The sequence below is a fragment of the Frigoribacterium faeni genome (assembly GCF_007988805.1).
In the GTDB taxonomy this organism is placed as follows: domain Bacteria; phylum Actinomycetota; class Actinomycetes; order Actinomycetales; family Microbacteriaceae; genus Frigoribacterium; species Frigoribacterium faeni.
Genome location: NZ_BJUV01000005.1, coordinates 32,898 through 50,718, shown reverse-complemented (window position 1 = coordinate 50,718; position 17,821 = coordinate 32,898). Strand labels below are relative to the sequence as shown.

14 protein-coding genes are annotated in these 17,821 nt (G+C 69.4%); 4 read left to right on the top strand and 10 right to left on the bottom strand.

Annotated features, from left to right (window positions below; all coding sequences use genetic code 11):
- Positions 1 to 81: 81 nt before the first annotated feature.
- The 5 genes from dxs to dut all read right to left on the bottom strand — a co-directional run bounded on the left by dxs (position 82) and on the right by dut (position 7,104).
- Complete coding sequence (dxs, locus tag FFA01_RS03630; protein WP_146853105.1) at positions 82 to 2,031, bottom strand: 1-deoxy-D-xylulose-5-phosphate synthase; 1,950 nt, start codon at positions 2,029 to 2,031, stop codon at positions 82 to 84.
- Positions 2,032 to 2,151: 120 nt separating this feature from the next.
- Entirely contained in the window at positions 2,152 to 4,983 is a 2,832-nt protein-coding gene (gene acnA, locus FFA01_RS03625; protein WP_146853103.1) for an aconitate hydratase AcnA, read from the bottom strand.
- A 156-nt stretch (positions 4,984 to 5,139) separates the two neighbouring features.
- Positions 5,140 to 5,907 (bottom strand): DUF3159 domain-containing protein, encoded by a 768-nt coding sequence (locus FFA01_RS03620; RefSeq protein WP_146853101.1) that lies wholly within the window; start codon positions 5,905 to 5,907, stop codon positions 5,140 to 5,142.
- Between the two features lie 7 nt (positions 5,908 to 5,914).
- Positions 5,915 to 6,631, bottom strand: coding sequence for a DUF3710 domain-containing protein (locus FFA01_RS03615; RefSeq protein WP_146853099.1), 717 nt, complete (start codon positions 6,629 to 6,631; stop codon positions 5,915 to 5,917).
- Positions 6,628 to 7,104, bottom strand: coding sequence for a dUTP diphosphatase (gene dut, locus FFA01_RS03610; RefSeq protein WP_146853097.1), 477 nt, complete (start codon positions 7,102 to 7,104; stop codon positions 6,628 to 6,630). The genes FFA01_RS03615 and dut overlap by 4 nt, the downstream gene beginning before the upstream one ends.
- A gap of 38 nt (positions 7,105 to 7,142) precedes the next feature.
- Between dut and FFA01_RS03605 the strand changes: the two genes are divergently transcribed.
- Complete coding sequence (locus FFA01_RS03605) at positions 7,143 to 7,598, top strand: DUF3093 domain-containing protein (RefSeq protein ID WP_146853095.1); 456 nt, start codon at positions 7,143 to 7,145, stop codon at positions 7,596 to 7,598.
- Here FFA01_RS03605 and FFA01_RS03600 read toward each other — a convergent pair.
- The gene (locus FFA01_RS03600; protein WP_055798422.1) at positions 7,573 to 7,863 is read right to left on the bottom strand and encodes a DUF4193 domain-containing protein; all 291 of its coding nucleotides are present in this window, start codon (positions 7,861 to 7,863) and stop codon (positions 7,573 to 7,575) included. The genes FFA01_RS03605 and FFA01_RS03600 overlap by 26 nt on opposite strands.
- Before the next feature lie 197 nt (positions 7,864 to 8,060).
- Here FFA01_RS03600 and sepH point away from each other — a divergent pair, with 197 nt between their 5' ends.
- Complete coding sequence (gene sepH, locus FFA01_RS03595) at positions 8,061 to 9,224, top strand: septation protein SepH (RefSeq protein ID WP_146853093.1); 1,164 nt, start codon at positions 8,061 to 8,063, stop codon at positions 9,222 to 9,224.
- Positions 9,225 to 9,262: 38 nt separating this feature from the next.
- Here the strand turns inward: sepH and FFA01_RS03590 are convergent, their stop codons facing one another.
- Positions 9,263 to 10,399 (bottom strand): alkaline phosphatase family protein, encoded by a 1,137-nt coding sequence (locus FFA01_RS03590; RefSeq protein ID WP_146853091.1) that lies wholly within the window; start codon positions 10,397 to 10,399, stop codon positions 9,263 to 9,265.
- 155 nt (positions 10,400 to 10,554) lie between these two features.
- On the opposite strand from FFA01_RS03590, the gene FFA01_RS03585 reads away from it, so the two are divergent.
- A complete protein-coding gene (locus tag FFA01_RS03585; RefSeq protein ID WP_146853089.1) occupies positions 10,555 to 13,101 on the top strand; it encodes a DNA gyrase/topoisomerase IV subunit A in 2,547 nt (848 codons plus the stop codon).
- Between the two features lie 63 nt (positions 13,102 to 13,164).
- On the opposite strand, the gene FFA01_RS03580 is transcribed toward FFA01_RS03585, so the two are convergent.
- Positions 13,165 to 15,261, bottom strand: a complete 2,097-nt coding sequence (locus tag FFA01_RS03580; RefSeq protein ID WP_146853087.1) for a DNA gyrase/topoisomerase IV subunit B — start codon at positions 15,259 to 15,261, stop codon at positions 13,165 to 13,167.
- A 226-nt stretch (positions 15,262 to 15,487) separates the two neighbouring features.
- Here FFA01_RS03580 and FFA01_RS03575 point away from each other — a divergent pair, with 226 nt between their 5' ends.
- Complete coding sequence (locus tag FFA01_RS03575) at positions 15,488 to 15,715, top strand: DUF7455 domain-containing protein (protein WP_146853085.1); 228 nt, start codon at positions 15,488 to 15,490, stop codon at positions 15,713 to 15,715.
- 91 nt (positions 15,716 to 15,806) lie between these two features.
- On the opposite strand, the gene FFA01_RS03570 is transcribed toward FFA01_RS03575, so the two are convergent.
- Both FFA01_RS03570 and FFA01_RS03565 read right to left on the bottom strand, forming a co-directional pair.
- Positions 15,807 to 16,562: a type 1 glutamine amidotransferase gene (locus tag FFA01_RS03570; protein WP_146853083.1), complete on the bottom strand. Its 756-nt coding sequence runs from the start codon at positions 16,560 to 16,562 to the stop codon at positions 15,807 to 15,809.
- Positions 16,559 to 17,818: a MurT ligase domain-containing protein gene (locus tag FFA01_RS03565; RefSeq protein ID WP_146853081.1), complete on the bottom strand. Its 1,260-nt coding sequence runs from the start codon at positions 17,816 to 17,818 to the stop codon at positions 16,559 to 16,561. Before FFA01_RS03565 ends, FFA01_RS03570 begins: the two co-directional genes overlap by 4 nt.
- Positions 17,819 to 17,821 lie beyond the last annotated feature (3 nt).

Here is a 17,821-nt window from a genome sequence, read left to right as displayed (position 1 = left end):
CCGCTCACGACGGCGCCCTCGCCTCCTTCCGGTGGCGAGGGCGCCGTGGTCTGGTGCCGAGACCAGGAGTCGGCTCAGGGATCAGTCGTGGCGACGGGCATCCAGGGAACGGTCGGACGCCGGGTCGTCGGACAGCGGGCGGGCGACCGGGATCTTGCTCCCGAGGACCTGAGCCACGACGTCGCGCGCGATGGCCTGGGGGGTCAGACCGACCTCCTCGAGGATCTCCGCCCGTGATCCGTGGTCCAGGAACTCGTCCGGGAGCCCCAGCTCGGTGACGGCGGTGTCGACGCCGGCCTGGCGGAGGTCCTGGCGGATCCGGGTCCCGATGCCGCCCACGCGGACGCCGTCCTCGATGGTGACCACCAGCCGGTGCGTTCGCGAGAGCTCGATCACCGAGGACGCGACGGGCACGACCCAGCGCGGATCGATGACGGTGGCCCCGATCCCCTGGTCGGCGAGCCGGGCGGCCACGTCGAGACCGACGCTCGCCATCGGGCCCACGCAGACGAGGAGGACGTCGTCGCGCTCACCCCGGTGGAGCACGTCGACTCCGTCGTCGAGACGCGCGAGAGCCTCGTGCTCCGTTCCGACGCTGCCCTTCGAGAACCGGACGACCGTGGGGGCGTCCGAGACGGCCACGGCCTCGCGCAGCTCCTCTCGGAGACGGGAGGCGTCGCGCGGGGCGGCGAGGCGGATGTGCGGCACGATCTGCAGCAGGGCGAGATCCCACATCCCGTGATGGCTGGGACCGTCCGGACCCGTCACTCCTGCTCGGTCGAGCACGAACGTGACCCCGGCGCGGTGCAGCCCGACATCCATCAGGACCTGGTCGAAGGCCCGGTTGACGAACGTCGCGTACAGGGCGACGACCGGATGCAGCCCGCCGAAGGCCAGTCCGGCGGCGCTCGTGACGGCGTGCTGCTCGGCGATGCCGACGTCCAGCACCCGCTTCGGGAACCTCTCCGCCAGCTTGTGGAGACCCACCGGACGCAGCATGGCCGCGGTGATGCCGACGATCTTCTCGTCGTGTTCGGCGATGGAGACGATCTCGTCGGCGAAGACGGAGGTCCACGACGGAGCGTTGACGGTCTCGAGGGGCTCACCCGTCTCGGGATCGATCTGGCCCACGGCGTGGAACTGGTCGGCGACGTCGGCTCTCGCCGGATCGTATCCACGGCCCTTCTCGGTGATCGCGTGCACGATCACCGGGGTGCCGTAGTTCTTGGCCTGACGGAGCGCCTCCTCCATGGCGTGCTGGTCATGACCGTCGACGGGGCCGACGTACTTGATGTCGAGGTTCGAGTAGAGGGCCTCGTTGTTGGTGAATCGACTCAGGAACCCGTGCAGCCCGCCACGGACGCCGCGGTAGAAGGCGCGACCCGGGTGGCCGAGCCTGTCGAAGACCGCCCGGCTGCCCCGGTGCATGTCGCGGTAGGTGCTGCGGGTGCGCACGGTGTTGAGGAATCGCGCCATGCCGCCGATGGTGGGTGCGTACGAGCGGCCGTTGTCGTTCACCACGATGATGAGCCGGCGGTCGTTGTCGTCGCTGATGTTGTTGAGCGCCTCCCACGTCATGCCACCGGTCAGGGCGCCGTCGCCCACCACGGCCACGACGTGCCGGTCGGACTGCCCCGTGACCTGGAACGCCCTCGAGATGCCGTCGGCCCAGGAGAGGGAGCTCGACGCGTGGGAGCTCTCGACGATGTCGTGCTCCGACTCGGAACGCTGAGGGTACCCGGCGAGACCGCCCCGCAGCCGCAGCCTGCTGAAGTCCTGTCGCCCGGTCACGAGCTTGTGGACGTACGACTGGTGGCCGGTGTCGAAGACGATGGCGTCGTGCGGCGAGTGGAAGACCCGGTGCAGGGCCAGCGTCAGCTCGACCACACCGAGGTTCGGCCCCAGGTGCCCGCCGGTCTTGGAGACCTCGTCGACGAGGAAGCGCCGGATCTCGGCGGCCAGGTCCACCATCTCGTCGTCGGTCAACCGGTCGAGGTCTCGGGGACCCCTGATCGTTTCGAGCAGGCTCATACCGGCTTCCCTTCCACGCCCCGGAGGGCATCTGTTCAGTGTAGGCACCACCGGGTGCGGAACGTCAGAAGACCCCCGGCCCGCGCGTCTCGGCGGGGCGGGGGTCGTCCGATGGTCGGGTCAGACCAGGCTGCGCAGCACGTACTGCAGGATGCCGCCGTTACGGTAGTAGTCCGCCTCGCCCGGGGTGTCGATCCGCACCACGGCGTCGAACTCGACGGCCGTCCTGCCCTCCGACGAGTGCTCGGTCGGGCGCGCCACGACGTGCACGGTCTTGGGCGTGACGCCGTCGTTCAGAGCCTCGAGACCCGTGATGCTGATGGACTCCGAGCCGTCGAGGCCCAGGGTCTCCCAGCTCTCGCCTGCCGGGAACTGGAGCGGGACGACACCCATGCCGATCAGATTCGAACGGTGGATGCGTTCGAAGCTCTCGGTGATGACGGCCTTGACTCCGAGGAGGCTGGTGCCCTTCGCGGCCCAGTCGCGAGAGGAACCGGATCCGTACTCCTTACCGCCGAGGATGACCAGGGGCGTGCCCTGCTCCTGGTACCGTGCGCTCGCGTCGTAGATGAACGACTGGGGGCCGTCCGCCTGGGTGAAGTCGCGCGTGTAGCCGCCCTCGACGCCGTCCAGCAGCTGGTTCCGGAGACGGATGTTCGCGAACGTGCCGCGGATCATCACCTCGTGGTTGCCTCGACGCGAACCGTAGGAGTTGAAGTCCTTGCGATCGACGCCGTGCTCGGCCAGGTAATGACCGGCCGGGCTGTCGACCTTGATCGATCCGGCCGGGCTGATGTGGTCGGTGGTGACCGAGTCGCCGAGCTTGGCCAGCACGCGGGCGTCGAGGATGTCGGCGACAGGCGTCGTCTCGATGGTCATGCCGTCGAAGTACGGGGGCTTCCGCACGTAGGTGGACTCGTCGTCCCACTCGAACGTCGCTCCGGTGGGCGTGGGCAGCGAACGCCAGCGCTCATCACCGTCGAAGACACCGGCGTACTCGTGGGTGAACATGCCCGTGTCGATCGACTCGTCGATGGTCTTCTGCACCTCGGACGCCTCGGGCCAGATGTCGCGGAGGAACACCTCGCTGCCGTCGTCGGCCGTGCCGAGGGCGTCGTTCTCGAAGTCGAAGTTCATCGAGCCGGCCAGCGCGTACGCGATGACGAGCGGCGGGCTGGCCAGGTAGTTCATCTTCACGTCGGGGTTGATCCGACCCTCGAAGTTGCGGTTGCCGGACAGGACCGCGGTGACGGCCAGGTCGTTGTCCTGGACGGCGGTCGAGATCTCGTCGATCAGAGGTCCCGAGTTGCCGATGCAGGTCGTGCACCCGTAGCCGACGGTGTAGAAGCCGAGATCCTCGAGGTAGCTCGTGAGGCCGGCCTTCTCGTAGTAGTCGGTGACGACCTTCGAGCCCGGCGCGAGGGTCGTCTTGACCCACGGCTTCGCCTTCAGGCCCTTCTGGCTCGCGTTGCGGGCGAGCAGTCCCGCCGCCAGCATGACGGAGGGGTTCGACGTGTTCGTGCACGAGGTGATGGCCGCGATGGCGACGGCACCGTGGTCGAGGGTGAAGTGCTGACCGTCCTCCAGGGTGACCGACGTGGGCTTCGAGCTCTTGGCCGGTGCGTGGGAGGTGTGGCTGTGGCTGGCCGCGTGGGAGGACTCCTCGTCCTGCGGGGTGAGTCCGACGGGGTCCGAGGCGGGGAACGTGCCTTCGACGGCGGCGTCGACCCCGGAGTGGTCGGTCGTCGTGTACGAGCCGAGGTCCACCTCGAACTGGGACTTCGCCTCGGTGAGCTCGATGCGGTCCTGAGGACGCTTCGGCCCGGCGATCGAGGGGACGACGGTGGCGAGGTCGAGCTCGAGGTACTCGCTGAAGACCGGCTCGGTCGAGGGGTCGTGCCAGAGGCCCTGGAGCTTGGAGTACTTCTCGACGAGCTCGATCTGCTCGTCGCTGCGTCCCGTGAGGCGCAGGTAGTCGAGAGTGACGTCGTCGATGGGGAAGATCGCGGCCGTCGAACCGAACTCGGGGCTCATGTTGCCGATCGTCGCCCGGTTGGCCAGGGGCACCTCGGCGACGCCCTCGCCGTAGAACTCGACGAACTTGCCGACGACGCCGTGACGGCGCAGCTGCTGCGTGATGGTGAGGACGACGTCCGTCGCGGTCACGCCCGTCGGGATGGCGCCGCTGAGCTTGAAGCCGACGACGCGCGGGATGAGCATCGACACGGGCTGGCCCAGCATCGCGGCCTCGGCCTCGATGCCGCCGACGCCCCAGCCGAGGACTCCGAGGCCGTTGACCATGGTGGTGTGCGAGTCCGTGCCGACCAGCGTGTCGGGGTAGGCCTGCACGACCGTTCCGCCCTCGGCGGACGCGACCTCGCGGCTGTAGGTGACCCGGGCCAGGTACTCGATGTTCACCTGGTGGACGATGCCCGTCCCCGGCGGGACGACCTTGAAGTCGTCGAAGGCCGTCTGGCCCCACCGCAGGAACTGGTACCGCTCGCCGTTGCGCTCGTACTCGATCTCGACGTTGCGCTCGAGGGCGTTCTCGCTGCCGAAGAGGTCGGCGATCACCGAGTGGTCGATGACGAGTTCGGCCGGGGCGAGCGGGTTGATCCTGGTCGGGTCGCCGCCGAGGGCGGAGACGGCCTCGCGCATGGTGGCCAGGTCGACGATGCAGGGCACCCCCGTGAAGTCCTGCATGACGACGCGAGCCGGCGAGAACTGGATCTCGGTGTCCGGTTCGGCCGTCGGCTGCCAGGAGCCGAGGGCGCGGATCTGGTCGCCCGTGACGTTGGCGCCGTCCTCGGTGCGGAGCAGGTTCTCGAGGAGGACCTTGAGACTGAAGGGGAGCTTGTCGGCTCCGGGCACCGCGTCGATGCGGTAGACCTCGTAGTCGGTGTCGCCGACCCTCAGTGAGTCCTTCGAACTGAAACTGTTGATTGCAGACACGTGCCGTCTCCCTTGCTGACTTCGTCGTCATCATGGTCACTGGGCGAGGTCCCGCACCAGCGAGGCAAGCCTAAGTCCGAAGACCGGTGATGGGCCGACGTCGTCGATTTATCTCGATGTCGAGATAAAGCTACCACCGGCGGGGTGGTCCGATGTTCAGGCGTCGCCGGACGAGGTCGAGCCGGCTGCGGCGTCGGCGTTCTGGCGCCCGCGGTAGACGGTCCGCACGAGGAGCCAGGTCACCCAGAGCACCATGGCGTACAGGGGAACGCCCATCAGCAGCTTCGTGGTCGCGAGAGCCGTGATCTCTCCCGAGAAGAACAGCGGCAGCTGCACGGCCAGTCGAGCGGCGAAGAGCAGGCACCAGAGCCCGGTCGTCAGCTGGAGCACCCGCCGCTTGGCCCGGTCGGCTCGCCAGGCGGCCCCCTCGTTGGTGAGCAGGCCCACGATGACGCCGATCAGGGGCCAGCGCACGACGATGCTCACGACGAGCGCCAGGAGCGACACCGCGTTGATGACGAGCCCGGGGACGAAGTTCCCCTCCGCCCGACCGCTGAGCAGCGCGATCGCCGCGGAGATCGCGATTCCGAACACGCCGGCCAGGGCCTGGGCGATCGGGCCGCGCTGCACCGCGCGGGCCACGACGAACAGGACCGCGACGCCGACCGGGATCAGCACGGACGGCAGCAGCTGTCCGGTCAGCGCGTAGACGACGACGAAGCCGAGCCCCGGGAGGATCGACTCGGCGAGACCGCGGACCCCGCCGATGGCCGCCAGGAGGGCGGACGCGGTCGGCACCTCGCCCGGAGCCACCTGGCCGATCCCGGCCCGACCGGCGGCGACCCGCAACTGCGCCGCCAGCGAGACCCGAGGGTCGTCGAGCGAGGACTCGGAGGCGGACGTCGGGCGGTCGTCGTCGGACATGTCGTCCCTAGACCTGCGAGGGCGTCGCGCCCGGGCCGTCGGTGGGCCCCGCCTTGGGCATCGTCAGCGGGATCAGGTCGCGGGGCGCCATCGGGTTCGTGCCGCGGACCACGACGACGCTGCGGAAGAGCTCCTCGATCTTCTCGGCGGCCTCGTCGTCGACGGTGGCGTCGCCGGCGATGACACCGCGCAGGAACCAGCGCGGGCCGTCGACCCCGATGAAGCGGGCGAGGCGCGTCATGCCGGCGTCGCCGCCCATGACCGGGATCTCGGCGCGCACCTCGGGACCGAACGGACCGTCGACCTCGGAGGTGGCGCCTCCCTGGCGTTGGATCTGCTCGGAGATCTGGCCGCGGATCTCGTTCCAGAGACCGGCGCTGCGCGGGGCGGCGAACGGCTGCACCTGCAGTGTCGACTTGGCGAAGTCGAGGCCGACCGCGACGACGCGCTTGCTGCCCTCCTCGACCTCGAGTCGGAGGTGGAGGCCCTCACGCGGGACGATCTTGACGCCGCCGAGGTCGACGTAGGGGCGGACGGGATTCGCCTCGGTCTCGTCGAACGGGCCCTCGTCGGCTCGATCCGCGGGAGCGGACTTCGAGTCGTCGAAGACCTCGACGTCCGATTCCGCCTCGTCGGGGATCGCGACGTCGACGTCGTCCCCGTCGACCTGCTCGACGTCGATCTCGACCTCTGCCGCCTGCTGGGCGCGTTTGGACTTCCTCATGCTGATGCCATTCCTGAGTTGTGTGCGTATCCGGTCGAGCCGAAACCGCCGACGCCGCGGACGCTCTCGGGGAGGACGTCGACCGGGACGAAGGTCGCGCGGACGACCGGCATGATGACCAGCTGCGCGATCTTGTCGCCGACGGCGATCTCGTGGTCGGCATCGATGTCGGTGTTGAGCAGGGTGACCTTGATCTCACCCCGGTAACCCGAGTCGACGGTGCCCGGGCTGTTGACGACGGTGATGCCGTGCTTGGCCGCCAGGCCGCTGCGCGGGACGACGAAGGCCGCGTATCCGTCGGGGAGGGCGATCGCCACGCCCGTCGAGACGAGGGCCCGGTGCCCGGCGCGCAGGGTCAGCGCCTCGGTCGACACGAGGTCCGCGCCGGCGTCGCCGGGGTGCGAATAGAGAGGAGCGGAGACGGAGCCGTCGGCCTCGGCGGCCGCGATCAGGACGTCGAGGGTCTGAGTCACGTGTCGAGGGTAGTGCAGAAGTCTGATCGAATGGACCCATGAACCACTACCGCGAGCGGCTCGTGCCGCCGGTCACCGTCTTCGTCGCCTCGGCCCTGCTGCTCCCCGCCACGCTGCTGGTGTTCCTTCCGATCAACCCCACCGTGGGCGTCGTCATGGCGGTCCTCTTCTACGCCGCGGCCGTGCTCGCCCTCGTGTTCGGATCCCCGGTGCTCACGATCGACGACGAGGGGTTCTCGGCGGGCAGGGCCCGCCTCTACCCCCACGAGATCGGTGAGATCACCGCGCACCGTGGCGCAGCCGCCACAGCGGAAAGAGGGCCCCTGCTCGATGCTCGAGCCTGGACCCTCTTCAGAGGTTGGGTGAAGCCGGTCGTGAAGATCACGCTCGCCGACGAATCGGACCCGGCTCCTTACTGGTTGGTGTCGACCCGTCGTCCGGACGAGGTCGTCGATCGCCTGGAAGCGCTCAGGCGGCGCATTCCCGGCAGATAGCGCCGAGCTTCGTCTCGTGGTCGAGTTGCGAGCGGTGCTTCACGAGGAAGCACTCGACGCACGTGAACTCGTCCACCTGAGGGGGCAGCACGACGACGTCGAGGTCGAGGTCGGAGAGATCCTGACCGGCGAGCTCGAACGAGCCCGGGTTGTCGGCGTCGTCGTCGACGACGCCGGTCATCTTGTCGGGGACCCGCTCCTTGAGCCCCTCGATCGACTCCGAGTCGTCGTCGTTCTTGCGAGGTGCGTCGTAGTCGGTTGCCATGCCCATCCAGTTCTGTTTCGTTCGTGTACCCAATTCGGCGCGCACAGTTTGCATCACTCGTTGCCGAATAGCAAACCGGTCGGCAGGGCCTCCCGGGCGCCTCGAGAGAACTGGCGGCACGCCCGTTCTATTCCCGGCCGCAGGCCCCTGAGCGTGCGAGTCTTACGGGCGAATCACGACGGCGAAAGGCGTGGGACATGCAGGATCTGAGGGTCATCGGAGTCGAGAGCGGTGCGCTGCTCGTCGCGACCGACGGCGGGAGCGAGTACCGCCTCCCGGTCACGCACTCGCTCCACACGCAGCTCCGCGCTGCCGCCCCCGACGGGACGCCCGTCGAGCGCAAGGCCCCGCCCCGCGAGATCCAGGCGCACATCCGCGCCGGCCTCTCGTCGGAGGACGTCGCGTCCGTCACCGGTGCCGACCTCGCGTACGTCCGCCGCTTCGAGGGTCCCGTCCTCGCCGAGCGCTCGTTCGTGCTCGAGACCGCCCGTGCGGTGCCCGTCACCGTCGCAGGCGACAGCGACACCGATTCCGAGACGACCACCTTCGGTGGGGTCATCGAGAGTCGCCTGGACTCCGCGGACGCCACCGACCGTGACTGGACGAGCTACAAGGACGCCGAGCAGGGCTGGGTCGTCCACGTCTCCTACGTCACCCACGACGTCGAGCGGGACGCCACGTGGCGCTTCGACCCGAAGAAGCTCGTCCTGGCTCCGTCGGGCGGTGACGCCCACATCCTCTCGCAGCACAAGGAGGACATCGGCCCCCTGACCCCGCGCCTCCGTGCCGTCGATCGCGAGCACGAGACCTCGAGCCGTTTCGACAGCGGCGCGTTCGTCGTCGACTCGCCGGCCTCCGTCGAACCCGACCCGGTGGTGGAGCCCGCACCCGAGCGCCTGCGAAGCGACGCGCGCTCCGCGGCCTCGGTGGCGGCGACGAACCGGGCTCCCGACCCGGCGTCGTCGCACAACCAGACGGCCGATCTGCTGGAGGCGCTGCGTCGACGTCGAGGCGAGCGCGAGTCCGCCCGCTTCACCGACGACGAGACCGATCGGCACCCGTCGACGGCCTCCATCCGCGTGATCGACGTCCCCCTCGACGACTTCGACCTCCCGGAGGGAGCCACCAAGCCGACTCCGGTCGCGCCGGGTCCGGACGAGACCACGCGCGCCGACACCGCCGGGGCGCCGTTCTCCATCGGCGGGGGCAACCGGCCCGGACGGACGAGACGGGCCGGGACGACACCCCCCTCCCCCGTCGCACCGCTCTCGGCGGGAGGCAAGAAGGCCCGTGGCCGCGCCTCCATGCCCAGCTGGGACGAGATCGTCTTCGGGGCGCGCTCGGACGACGACCCGTCCTGACGCGCGAGGCCCGTCGTCGGACGGCCTCGCGGCCGAGCTCACGAGGAATAGGCGCCGAAGCGTTTGAGAGGCACCTGAGTCTCCTCGGAGGACCAGCTGCCGTGCTGGCCGATCATGGAGCCGGGCGCGCCGCCCGTGTCCCGGCCGTCGTAGTACACGACACCGCGCCGCGCGGCCACGAGGACGTCTCCGATCCGGGGCATGACCACGGGGTCGACCTCGCCGAACCAGCCTGCCGACACGGCCTCGTCGCGGGTGACCACCCAGGCGCGGTCGGCCTCCGCCGCTCGCCAGGCGGCCAGCGTGGCGTCGCGGAGGTCCGCCGGCGCGTCGGTGTCGAAGTGGAGCTGGAGGCACCGGGGCTCCCCCGCGACGTGACGGATCCCGTCGACGAGCTCCGATCGGTCGCCGAACACGATGCGCTTCCGCTCGCCGACGTCGATGATGCCGTGGTCGGCCGTGACGAGCAGTCCGACGTCCGACGGGAGCCGATCGACCAGGCGACGCACCTCCCCGTCGAGCTCCTCGAGGGCGGCCGTCCATTCGTCGGACTCCCAGCCGGCCCGGTGCGCGATCATGTCGAGCTCGGGGACGTAGAGATAGACCAGGGAGGCGCGGGCCGACTCGGCCACCTCTCTCGCCCGATCGAATCGGTCGCCGAGTCGCTCGGCGGATTCGTATCGGGCACCGGAGAGGATCGCCTCGGTCAGTCCAGAGGACGAGTAGCGCTTGGGCCCGACGGCGATGCTCGTCACCCCGTGCTCGGCCGCACGCTCGAAGACGGTGCTGCTGCGCTGCCAGGTGTCCGGACGCATCCCGGCGTCCCAGCCGGACAGCTGCTTCACGACGCGGTCCCGGTCGCCGTCCAGGACGGAGTAGCCGACGAGACCGTGCTCGCCGGGCAGCACGCCGGTCGTCAGGGTCGTCAGTGCGGACGCCGTCGTGGTCGGGAACCCGGACCAGAGGCTGCCGGGTCTGCCGGCGAGGGTGCGTGCGTGACCGCGGCGGGCTCCGAGGGACGAGCTGCCCAGGCCGTCGACGAGCAGGACGATCGCGGAGCGGGCCGGTCCGAGACCGAGGGCGTTGGGGGCGCCTGACAGGGACGCGACACACGACGGCATCACGTCCGCCAGAGTCACGGCCTGCGGGGGGCGCCCCGGTACGATGGACGTCATCGTCACCAGTCTGACACAGCGGATCGACCCGTTCGCGCCCCGTCTCCGACGGCGACCGTCGGCGGCTCCCGTCGGCGACGACGCCCTGTCGGCCAGGTGACCGAACAGACCCCGTCCATCCGAGGTGCACCGTGCCTCCTGCCCGTGAGAAGCGCATGACGACGACCGACACCCTCTCCAACGCCGACGACGGCGAACGCATCGAAGACATCGACGTCTCGCTCGAGATGCAGGGCTCGTTCCTCGAGTACGCCTACTCGGTCATCTACTCGCGCGCCCTGCCCGACGCCCGTGACGGTCTCAAGCCGGTGCAGCGACGGATCCTCTACCAGATGTCCGAGATGGGTCTTCGCCCCGATCGCGGTCACGTCAAGAGCGCCCGCGTCGTCGGCGAGGTGATGGGCAAGCTGCACCCGCACGGCGACACGGCGATCTACGACGCGATGGTCCGTCAGGCCCAGCCCTTCACCATGCGGGTGCCGCTGATCGACGGCCACGGCAACTTCGGCTCCCTCGACGACGGACCGGCCGCGCCGCGCTACACCGAGGCTCGGCTGGCGGAGGCGTCGTTGGCGATGACGCAGGGGCTCGGCGAGGACGTCGTCGACTTCGTGCCGAACTACGACAACCAGCTGATGCAGCCCGAGGTGCTCCCGGCGGCCTTCCCCAACCTGCTCGTCAACGGCGCCAGCGGCATCGCCGTGGGCATGGCGACCAACATGGCCCCGCACAACCTGATCGAGGTGGTCGGGGCCGCACGTCATCTGATCGACCACCCCTCGGCGAGTCTCGACGACCTGATGGCGTTCGTCCCCGGCCCCGATCTCCCCACCGGGGGGACGATCTCCGGCCTGGCCGGGATCCGCGACGCATACGCGACCGGTCGGGGCAGCTTCAAGACCAGGGCGAGGGTCTCCGTCGAGAGCATCACCGCCCGGAAGAACGGACTCGTCGTCACCGAGCTCCCCTACCTCGTGGGTCCCGAGAAGGTCATCGAGAAGATCAAGGACGGCGTCCAGGCCAAGAAGCTGACGGGCATCACCGACGTCACCGACCTCACCGACCACAAGCACGGGCTCCGTCTGGTCATCGGCATCAAGACCGGCTTCAGCCCCCAGGCCGTGCTCGAGCAGCTGTACCGGTACACGCCCCTCGAGGACGGCTTCAGCATCAACAACGTCGCCCTGGTCGAGGGTCAGCCGCGCACGCTCGGGCTGAAGGAGATGCTGGAGGTCTACGTCGCGCACCGGGTCGAGGTGGTCACCCGGCGCAGCCGCTACCGGCTCGCGAAGAAGGAGGACCGCCTCCACCTCGTCGAGGGTCTGCTGATCGCGATCGTCGACATCGACGAGGTGATCCAGGTGATCCGCTCGAGCGATGACACGGCGGCGGCCCGCGCGCGGCTGCGCGAGGTGTTCGACCTCAGCGAGATCCAGGCCGAGTACATCCTCGACCTGCAGCTCCGTCGACTCACGAAGTTCAGTCGCATCGAGCTCGAGGCCGAACGGGACGACCTGCTCGCCGCCATCGCCGATCTCCGAGCGCTGCTGGCCGACACCAGTCGGCTCCGAGCCCTCGTCTCCACCGAACTCGGCGAGATCGCCGACCAGTTCGGAACCCCGCGTCGCACGCTGCTCACCGAGGCGGCGCCCAGCATCGCGACCACCGGCCGAGGAGCCAGGAAGGCGCCCGTCCTCGAGATCGCGGACACCCCCACCCGGGTCTTCCTCTCGACGACCGGACGGATCCTCCGGGTCGACCATCAGGACCCCGAGTCGGGCGCCCCGACTCCCCCGGCCCGACGGACCAAGCACGATGCGATCCTGTCCTCCATCGACACGACCAGCCGGACGGAGATCGGGGCCGTGACCACGCACGGCAGACTCGTCCGTCTCACCCCGGTCGATCTCCCCTCGGTCCCGCCGACGTCGGTCCAGCTGGGCGCCGGAGTGCCGGTGCGCGACTACATCGGTCTCACCGACAAGACGGAACGCGTGCTGGCCCTCGTCTCGCTGACCGCCGACCGGACGATCGCGCTCGGAACCGCACGCGGGATCGTCAAACGCGTCACCCCGGGTCAGTACCCGTCGAAACCGGACTTCCCCGTCATCGGGCTGAAGAAGGGCGACACGGTCGTCGGCGTCGCACAGGGGACGGACGACGACGAACTCGTCTTCGTCACGTCGACCACCCAGCTGCTCCGCTTCCCGGCGTCGTCCGTGAGACCTCAGGGCCCGGCCGGCGGCGGTGTGGCGGGGATCAACCTGCTCGAGACGTCGAGGGTCATCTTCTTCGGAGCCGTCCCGGCCGGACACGGGGCCGTCGTCGCGACGATCTCGTCCAGCGCGTCGACCATCCCGGGGACGGACCCGGGACGCGCGAAGGTGAGCGCCTTCGACGAGTACCCCGCCAAGGGCCGTGCCACGGGCGGCGTCCGATCGCATGCCCTGCTGAAGGGCGAGGACGGCTTGTCGCTCGCGTGGGTCGGGCCCGCCCCCGCTCGCGCGGTCGGCATCGACGGCGCGGTGCGGGACCTGCCGCTCGAGCTGTCGCGACGCGACGCCTCGGGGACGCCGCTGGAGGCCGAGATCGCCAGCATCGGCGCGTCGGTGGCGCACATCGCCGACTCCGCGACCGGGGTCGAGGCCGGTTCCGACCCGGAGACCGCCCCGGGAACGGCGCCCTCCGAACCGACCTCGTGACCGTGGGCGCCCGGCCCTCCGACGGTCCGGGCGTCTCGTGGGGGCGGAGGGGCCGCCGCGTCGTCAGACGTCGATGCGGTCGCGGCTGAGACCCGCTCCGTCGATGATGAACTCTTTTCTCGGGGCGACGTCGTTGCCCATCAGCAGCTCGAACACGCGTGCCGCGTTCTCGGCGTCGTCGACCTTGACGCGGCGCAGCATGCGGTGCTGTCGCTCCATCGTGGTGGTGCGCAGCTGCTCGGCGTCCATCTCGCCCAGACCCTTGTACCGCTGGATCGGGTCCTGGAACTTCTTGTTCGTGCGCTTGAGACCGGCCAGCACCCCGTGGAGCTCCTTCTCGGAGTAGGTGTAGATGGTCTCGTTCGGCTTGCTGCCGGGATGCATCACCACGACCCGGTGGAGGGGCGGGACGGCCGCGAAGACACGTCCGGCCTCGATCATCGGCCGCATGTAGCGGAAGAACAGAGTCAGCAGCAAGGTCCGGATGTGCGCCCCGTCGACGTCGGCGTCGCTCATGATGATGACCTTGCCGTATCGACTCGCGTCGAGGTCGAAGGAGCGACCGGAACCGGCGCCCAGCACCTGGATGATGGAGGCGCACTCGAGGTTGGAGAGCATGTCGCTCACCGAGGCCTTCTGCACGTTGAGGATCTTGCCCCGGATCGGGAGAAGTGCTTGGAACTCGCTGTTGCGGGCCAGTTTCGCCGTGCCGAGGGCGGAGTCCCCCTCCACGATGAACAGCTCGCTGTTGGCGACGTCGTTCGACCGGCAGTCGACGAGCTTCGCAGGCAGGGACGAGTTCTCGAGGGCGTTCTTCCGCCGCTGGGTCTCCTTGTGAGCCCGTGCCGCGATGCGCGACTTCATCTCGGCGACCACCTTGTCGAGCACGAGAGCCGTCTGGGCCTTGTCTTCGCGCTTGGCGGACCCGAAGCGCTCGGCGAACTGGGACGCGACGACGTTCGCGACGATCGCCCGCACGGCCGGCGTGCCGAGGATCTCCTTCGTCTGGCCTTCGAACTGGGGCTCCGGGAGGCGCACGGTGAGCACCGCCGTCAGCCCGGCGAGGACGTCGTCCTTCTCGATCTTGTCGGTTCCGGCCTTGAGACGACGTGCGTTCTGCTCGACCTGCTGGCGCAGGAACTTCAGCAGACCGGTCTCGAAGCCGGCCTGATGCGAACCGCCCTTGGGCGTGGCGATGATGTTGACGTAGCTGCGGAACACCGTCTCGTAGCCGCTGCCCCAGCGCAGGGCGATATCGACCTCGCACTCGCGCGTCAGCTCGGTGGCGACCATGGCGCCGCCGTCGGTCAGGACGGGCACGGTCTCGGTGTACGTGCCCGACCCCGTCATGCGCCAGGTGTCGGTGACGGGGGCGTCGGGCGCGAGGAACTCGACGTACTCGCTGATGCCGCCGTCGAACCGGAACGTGCTCTCGAGCGGGAACCCGCCGTCGGTCAGCGAGCCCGGCCGCTCGTCGCGGATGCGCAGCGTGAGTCCGGGGATGAGGAACGCGGTCTGGCGCGCCCGGCTCGAGAGGTCCTCCGGCTGGAAGGCCGCGCCCTCGGTGAAGATCTGGCGATCCGCCCAGTAGCGGATCCGGGTGCCCGTGACGCCGCGCTTGACCTTGCCGACCTCCCGCAGCACGCTGCCGGAGACGAAGGGCGTGAACGGCGAATCGGGTGTCGGATCGCCGGCGTCGGCGAACGTGCCGGGCTCTCCGCGCCGGAAGGACATGGCGTAGGTCTTCCCGTTCCGGTCGACCTCGACGTCGAGCCGTTCGGAGAGGGCGTTGACGACCGAGGCACCCACGCCGTGCAGACCGCCCGACGACGCGTAGGACCCGCCGCCGAACTTCCCCCCGGCATGCAGCTTGGTGAAGACGACCTCGACGCCGGTGAGACCGGTCTTCGGCTCGATGTCCACCGGGATGCCGCGAGCGGTGTCGCGCACCTCGACGCTGTCGTCGGCGTGGAGCAGGACGTCGATCGAGTCGCCGTGCCCGCCGAGCGCCTCGTCGACCGAGTTGTCGATGATCTCCCAGAGGCAGTGCATGAGACCGCGGGAGTCGGTGCTGCCGATGTACATGCCCGGCCGCTTGCGGACCGCCTCGAGCCCCTCGAGGACGGACAGATGACGGGCCGAGTAGTCGGACGTGGCCAATGGGTGCTCCTGACGCGTGCTGAGTGACCACCGTCCGAGGGAATTCCCGAGCCGAGGGTCGGGTTCCATGGTATCGAGGGCCGCCGACACGGCCGGCCCCGACACTCTCTCGTCATCGAGCAGCTACGCGATGAGCGAAATACAGCCGAATGTCGCACGATCGAAACGTCGGCGTGTTTTGATGAGTGTCACGTATCCACAGCACCACCGTCAGGAGGAGCACCCCATGACTCAGATGGCCACCGACCAGACCGCCGTCGACGAGCTCGGCTCCCGTTACCAGTTGAGTGCGGCCGACCGCTGCGACAGCTGCGGAGCCCAGGCGTACATCCGTGCGACCCTGGCCACCGGCGAACTCTTCTTCTGCGCCCACCACGGCGCGAAGCTGAAGGACAAGCTGCAGCCGACCGCCATCGAATGGCTCGACGAGAGTTCCAAGCTCACCGAGCACTGACTTCCGTCCCGCGCCTTGCGGAGGCACCGGCGGGTCGCGACGACGAAGGGCCCGTATCCATCTCGGATACGGGCCCTTCGACGTGAGCCGGTCACATGGCCTTGAACGAACGCTCCAGGTTGTCGGCGATGACCCGCTGAGCGGCGGCCGCGTAGCGGTCGAGCTTCTCATGGGCGTCGGTCGTCCCGTACGAGATGCCCCGTCGGGACAACGCCGCTCGGAGCACCCGATCGGTCAGGGCCGGGTTGAGCGGAAGCAACGGGCCCTTCAGCTGCGTGCCGAAGGAGGTCCCGCGGACCACGCCCTCGAGCCCGTCCGAGCCATTGCCGCCGCCATGGACGACGTGGGCGAACGCCTGAGCGTCGGAGCCGAGTTCGAGGTGGGTCGCGTGGTCCTCGAAACCGTAGAGGGTGAGCTCGTCGCCCCCGTACGTCGTCGTGAGCTGGAAGTAGTTCGTCCGTCGGGGTGCGCCACGACGAAGGAGGGCATCGAAGAAGCCGACTCCCTCGACGGTGTCGCCGTCGACCGTGACGACGCCACGGCTGAGGAGTTCGAGTCCGCCGCCGACGGCGACCACGGGGACGCCGGACGCGGCGAAGCCCTCGAACGCGTCACGAAGCCGACGGGCGTCGTCGCTCACGGCCCGGACGCCGGAGAGCGGCCCGTGTCCGAGGACCACCGCATCGGCGACGGTCGGCACGGCATCGCCCACCCGGTACTCGGTGACGCTCGACTCGATGCCCGCACGACGGGCCCGTTCGACGAGAGTCGTCACGTTCCCGCGGTCACCGCTCACCCCGAGCTCCTCGGGATACAGATGGACGATGCGAAGGGTGTCGTCGCTCACGCGCTCTTCTCCAGATCAGGGTGCCCGAGAATGCGGCGGGCCAACATCATCTGCTCGTAGTTCGTCACGAAGTGCTTCGTGTGGTCGCTCGGCGACGGCAGCGCCCGCATCAGGCGGATCGCCTTCGAGATGTCCTCCTCGATGACGTGGACGGGGATCCCGTCGTGCTCGAGTCGCAACGCGAGCTGCCATGCCTTGGCGCCGGCGAGGACGTCGACGTGGTCGAGATGCGAGAAGTCGATGTCGTAGATCCACGAGATGTCGGGCGTGCCCTCGTCGATGGCGAGCATGACCTGCTCGACGTCCTGGGGCAGAGCGTCGAGGTTCATCTGGAGGCTCGCGGCGTTCTTGAACATGATGAACTCGGCTTCGTCGGCGCCGAGGCTCATCCGCTCGCCCCGCCCGTACGCGGGTTTCATCCCGTCGAAGGCACGGGCGACGGCGACCGGATCGATGCGGCCTCCGAGGACCACGGACGCCGTCTCGATCGCCGCGGCGGCGTCGACGGCGTAGTGCAGGCCGCGCGCGGGCAGGCGGATGTCGACCGTCGTCTCACCCACGCGGATGCTCGCCCCGTCGCCGTTCACCGCGACGACCTCGGTCTGGGCCTCGAGGGTGCCGTCGGCCCGCCGGGTGAAGTCGTTGGCGTTCTGGAGCCCGTTCGGAGAGGCGGCGACGATGTCGGCCGCGGCCCCGAACCGGGTGACGGACTGCCCCTCCCGCGCCTCGTAGGGACCGAGGTGCTGGTCGTCGCGGTTCGTCACGACGGCCGTCGACGCGAGCGCCGCCGTGTCGGTCATCATCGTGCCGACCCGCTCGGTCTCGAAGAAGCGGTAGAGCTGGTCGACCTGGACGTTCAGCATGAGCACCGTCGAGGGCTTCAGCGATCTGGTCAACTCGACCGCGAACGCCTCGTCGACCTCGATGACGCCGATGTCGTGCCGGACGTCGCCCATCGGGGTGACCTCGCGGAGGAACGCGGACGCGATGCCCTGGGGCAGGTTCGCGCCCGTCGGGTTCGTGAACACCGAGAGACCGTGGGCCCGCAGGGTCTCGGTGAGCATCATCGTGGTGGTCGACTTGCCGTTCGAGCCGAGGACGAACACGACGCCCCGCTCGAACTGCGACGAGACGTGGGTGAGGAAGTCGGGTGCGAGGGCCAGGACGGTGCGCCCGGGGTAGGCCGATCCCCCGCCCCTCAAGCGGGCGAGGGCACGGACCATCCGACCCGCCAGGACGGGGATGACGTACTTCACGGG

Bases quoted from the DNA above. Each gene is read 5' to 3' on its own strand.
- FFA01_RS03615 (WP_146853099.1), bottom strand. From the start codon at position 6,631: ATGAGGAAGTCCAAACGCGCCCAGCAGGCGGCAGAGGTCGAGATCGAC.
- FFA01_RS03575 (WP_146853085.1), top strand. From the start codon at position 15,488: ATGACTCAGATGGCCACCGACCAGACCGCCGTCGACGAGCTCGGCTCC.
- FFA01_RS03600 (WP_055798422.1), bottom strand. From the start codon at position 7,863: ATGGCAACCGACTACGACGCACCTCGCAAGAACGACGACGACTCGGAG.
- FFA01_RS03585 (WP_146853089.1), top strand. From the start codon at position 10,555: ATGACGACGACCGACACCCTCTCCAACGCCGACGACGGCGAACGCATC.
- dxs (WP_146853105.1), bottom strand. From the start codon at position 2,031: ATGAGCCTGCTCGAAACGATCAGGGGTCCCCGAGACCTCGACCGGTTG.
- sepH (WP_146853093.1), top strand. From the start codon at position 8,061: ATGCAGGATCTGAGGGTCATCGGAGTCGAGAGCGGTGCGCTGCTCGTC.
- FFA01_RS03620 (WP_146853101.1), bottom strand. From the start codon at position 5,907: ATGTCCGACGACGACCGCCCGACGTCCGCCTCCGAGTCCTCGCTCGAC.
- FFA01_RS03590 (WP_146853091.1), bottom strand. From the start codon at position 10,399: ATGACGTCCATCGTACCGGGGCGCCCCCCGCAGGCCGTGACTCTGGCG.
- FFA01_RS03605 (WP_146853095.1), top strand. From the start codon at position 7,143: ATGAACCACTACCGCGAGCGGCTCGTGCCGCCGGTCACCGTCTTCGTC.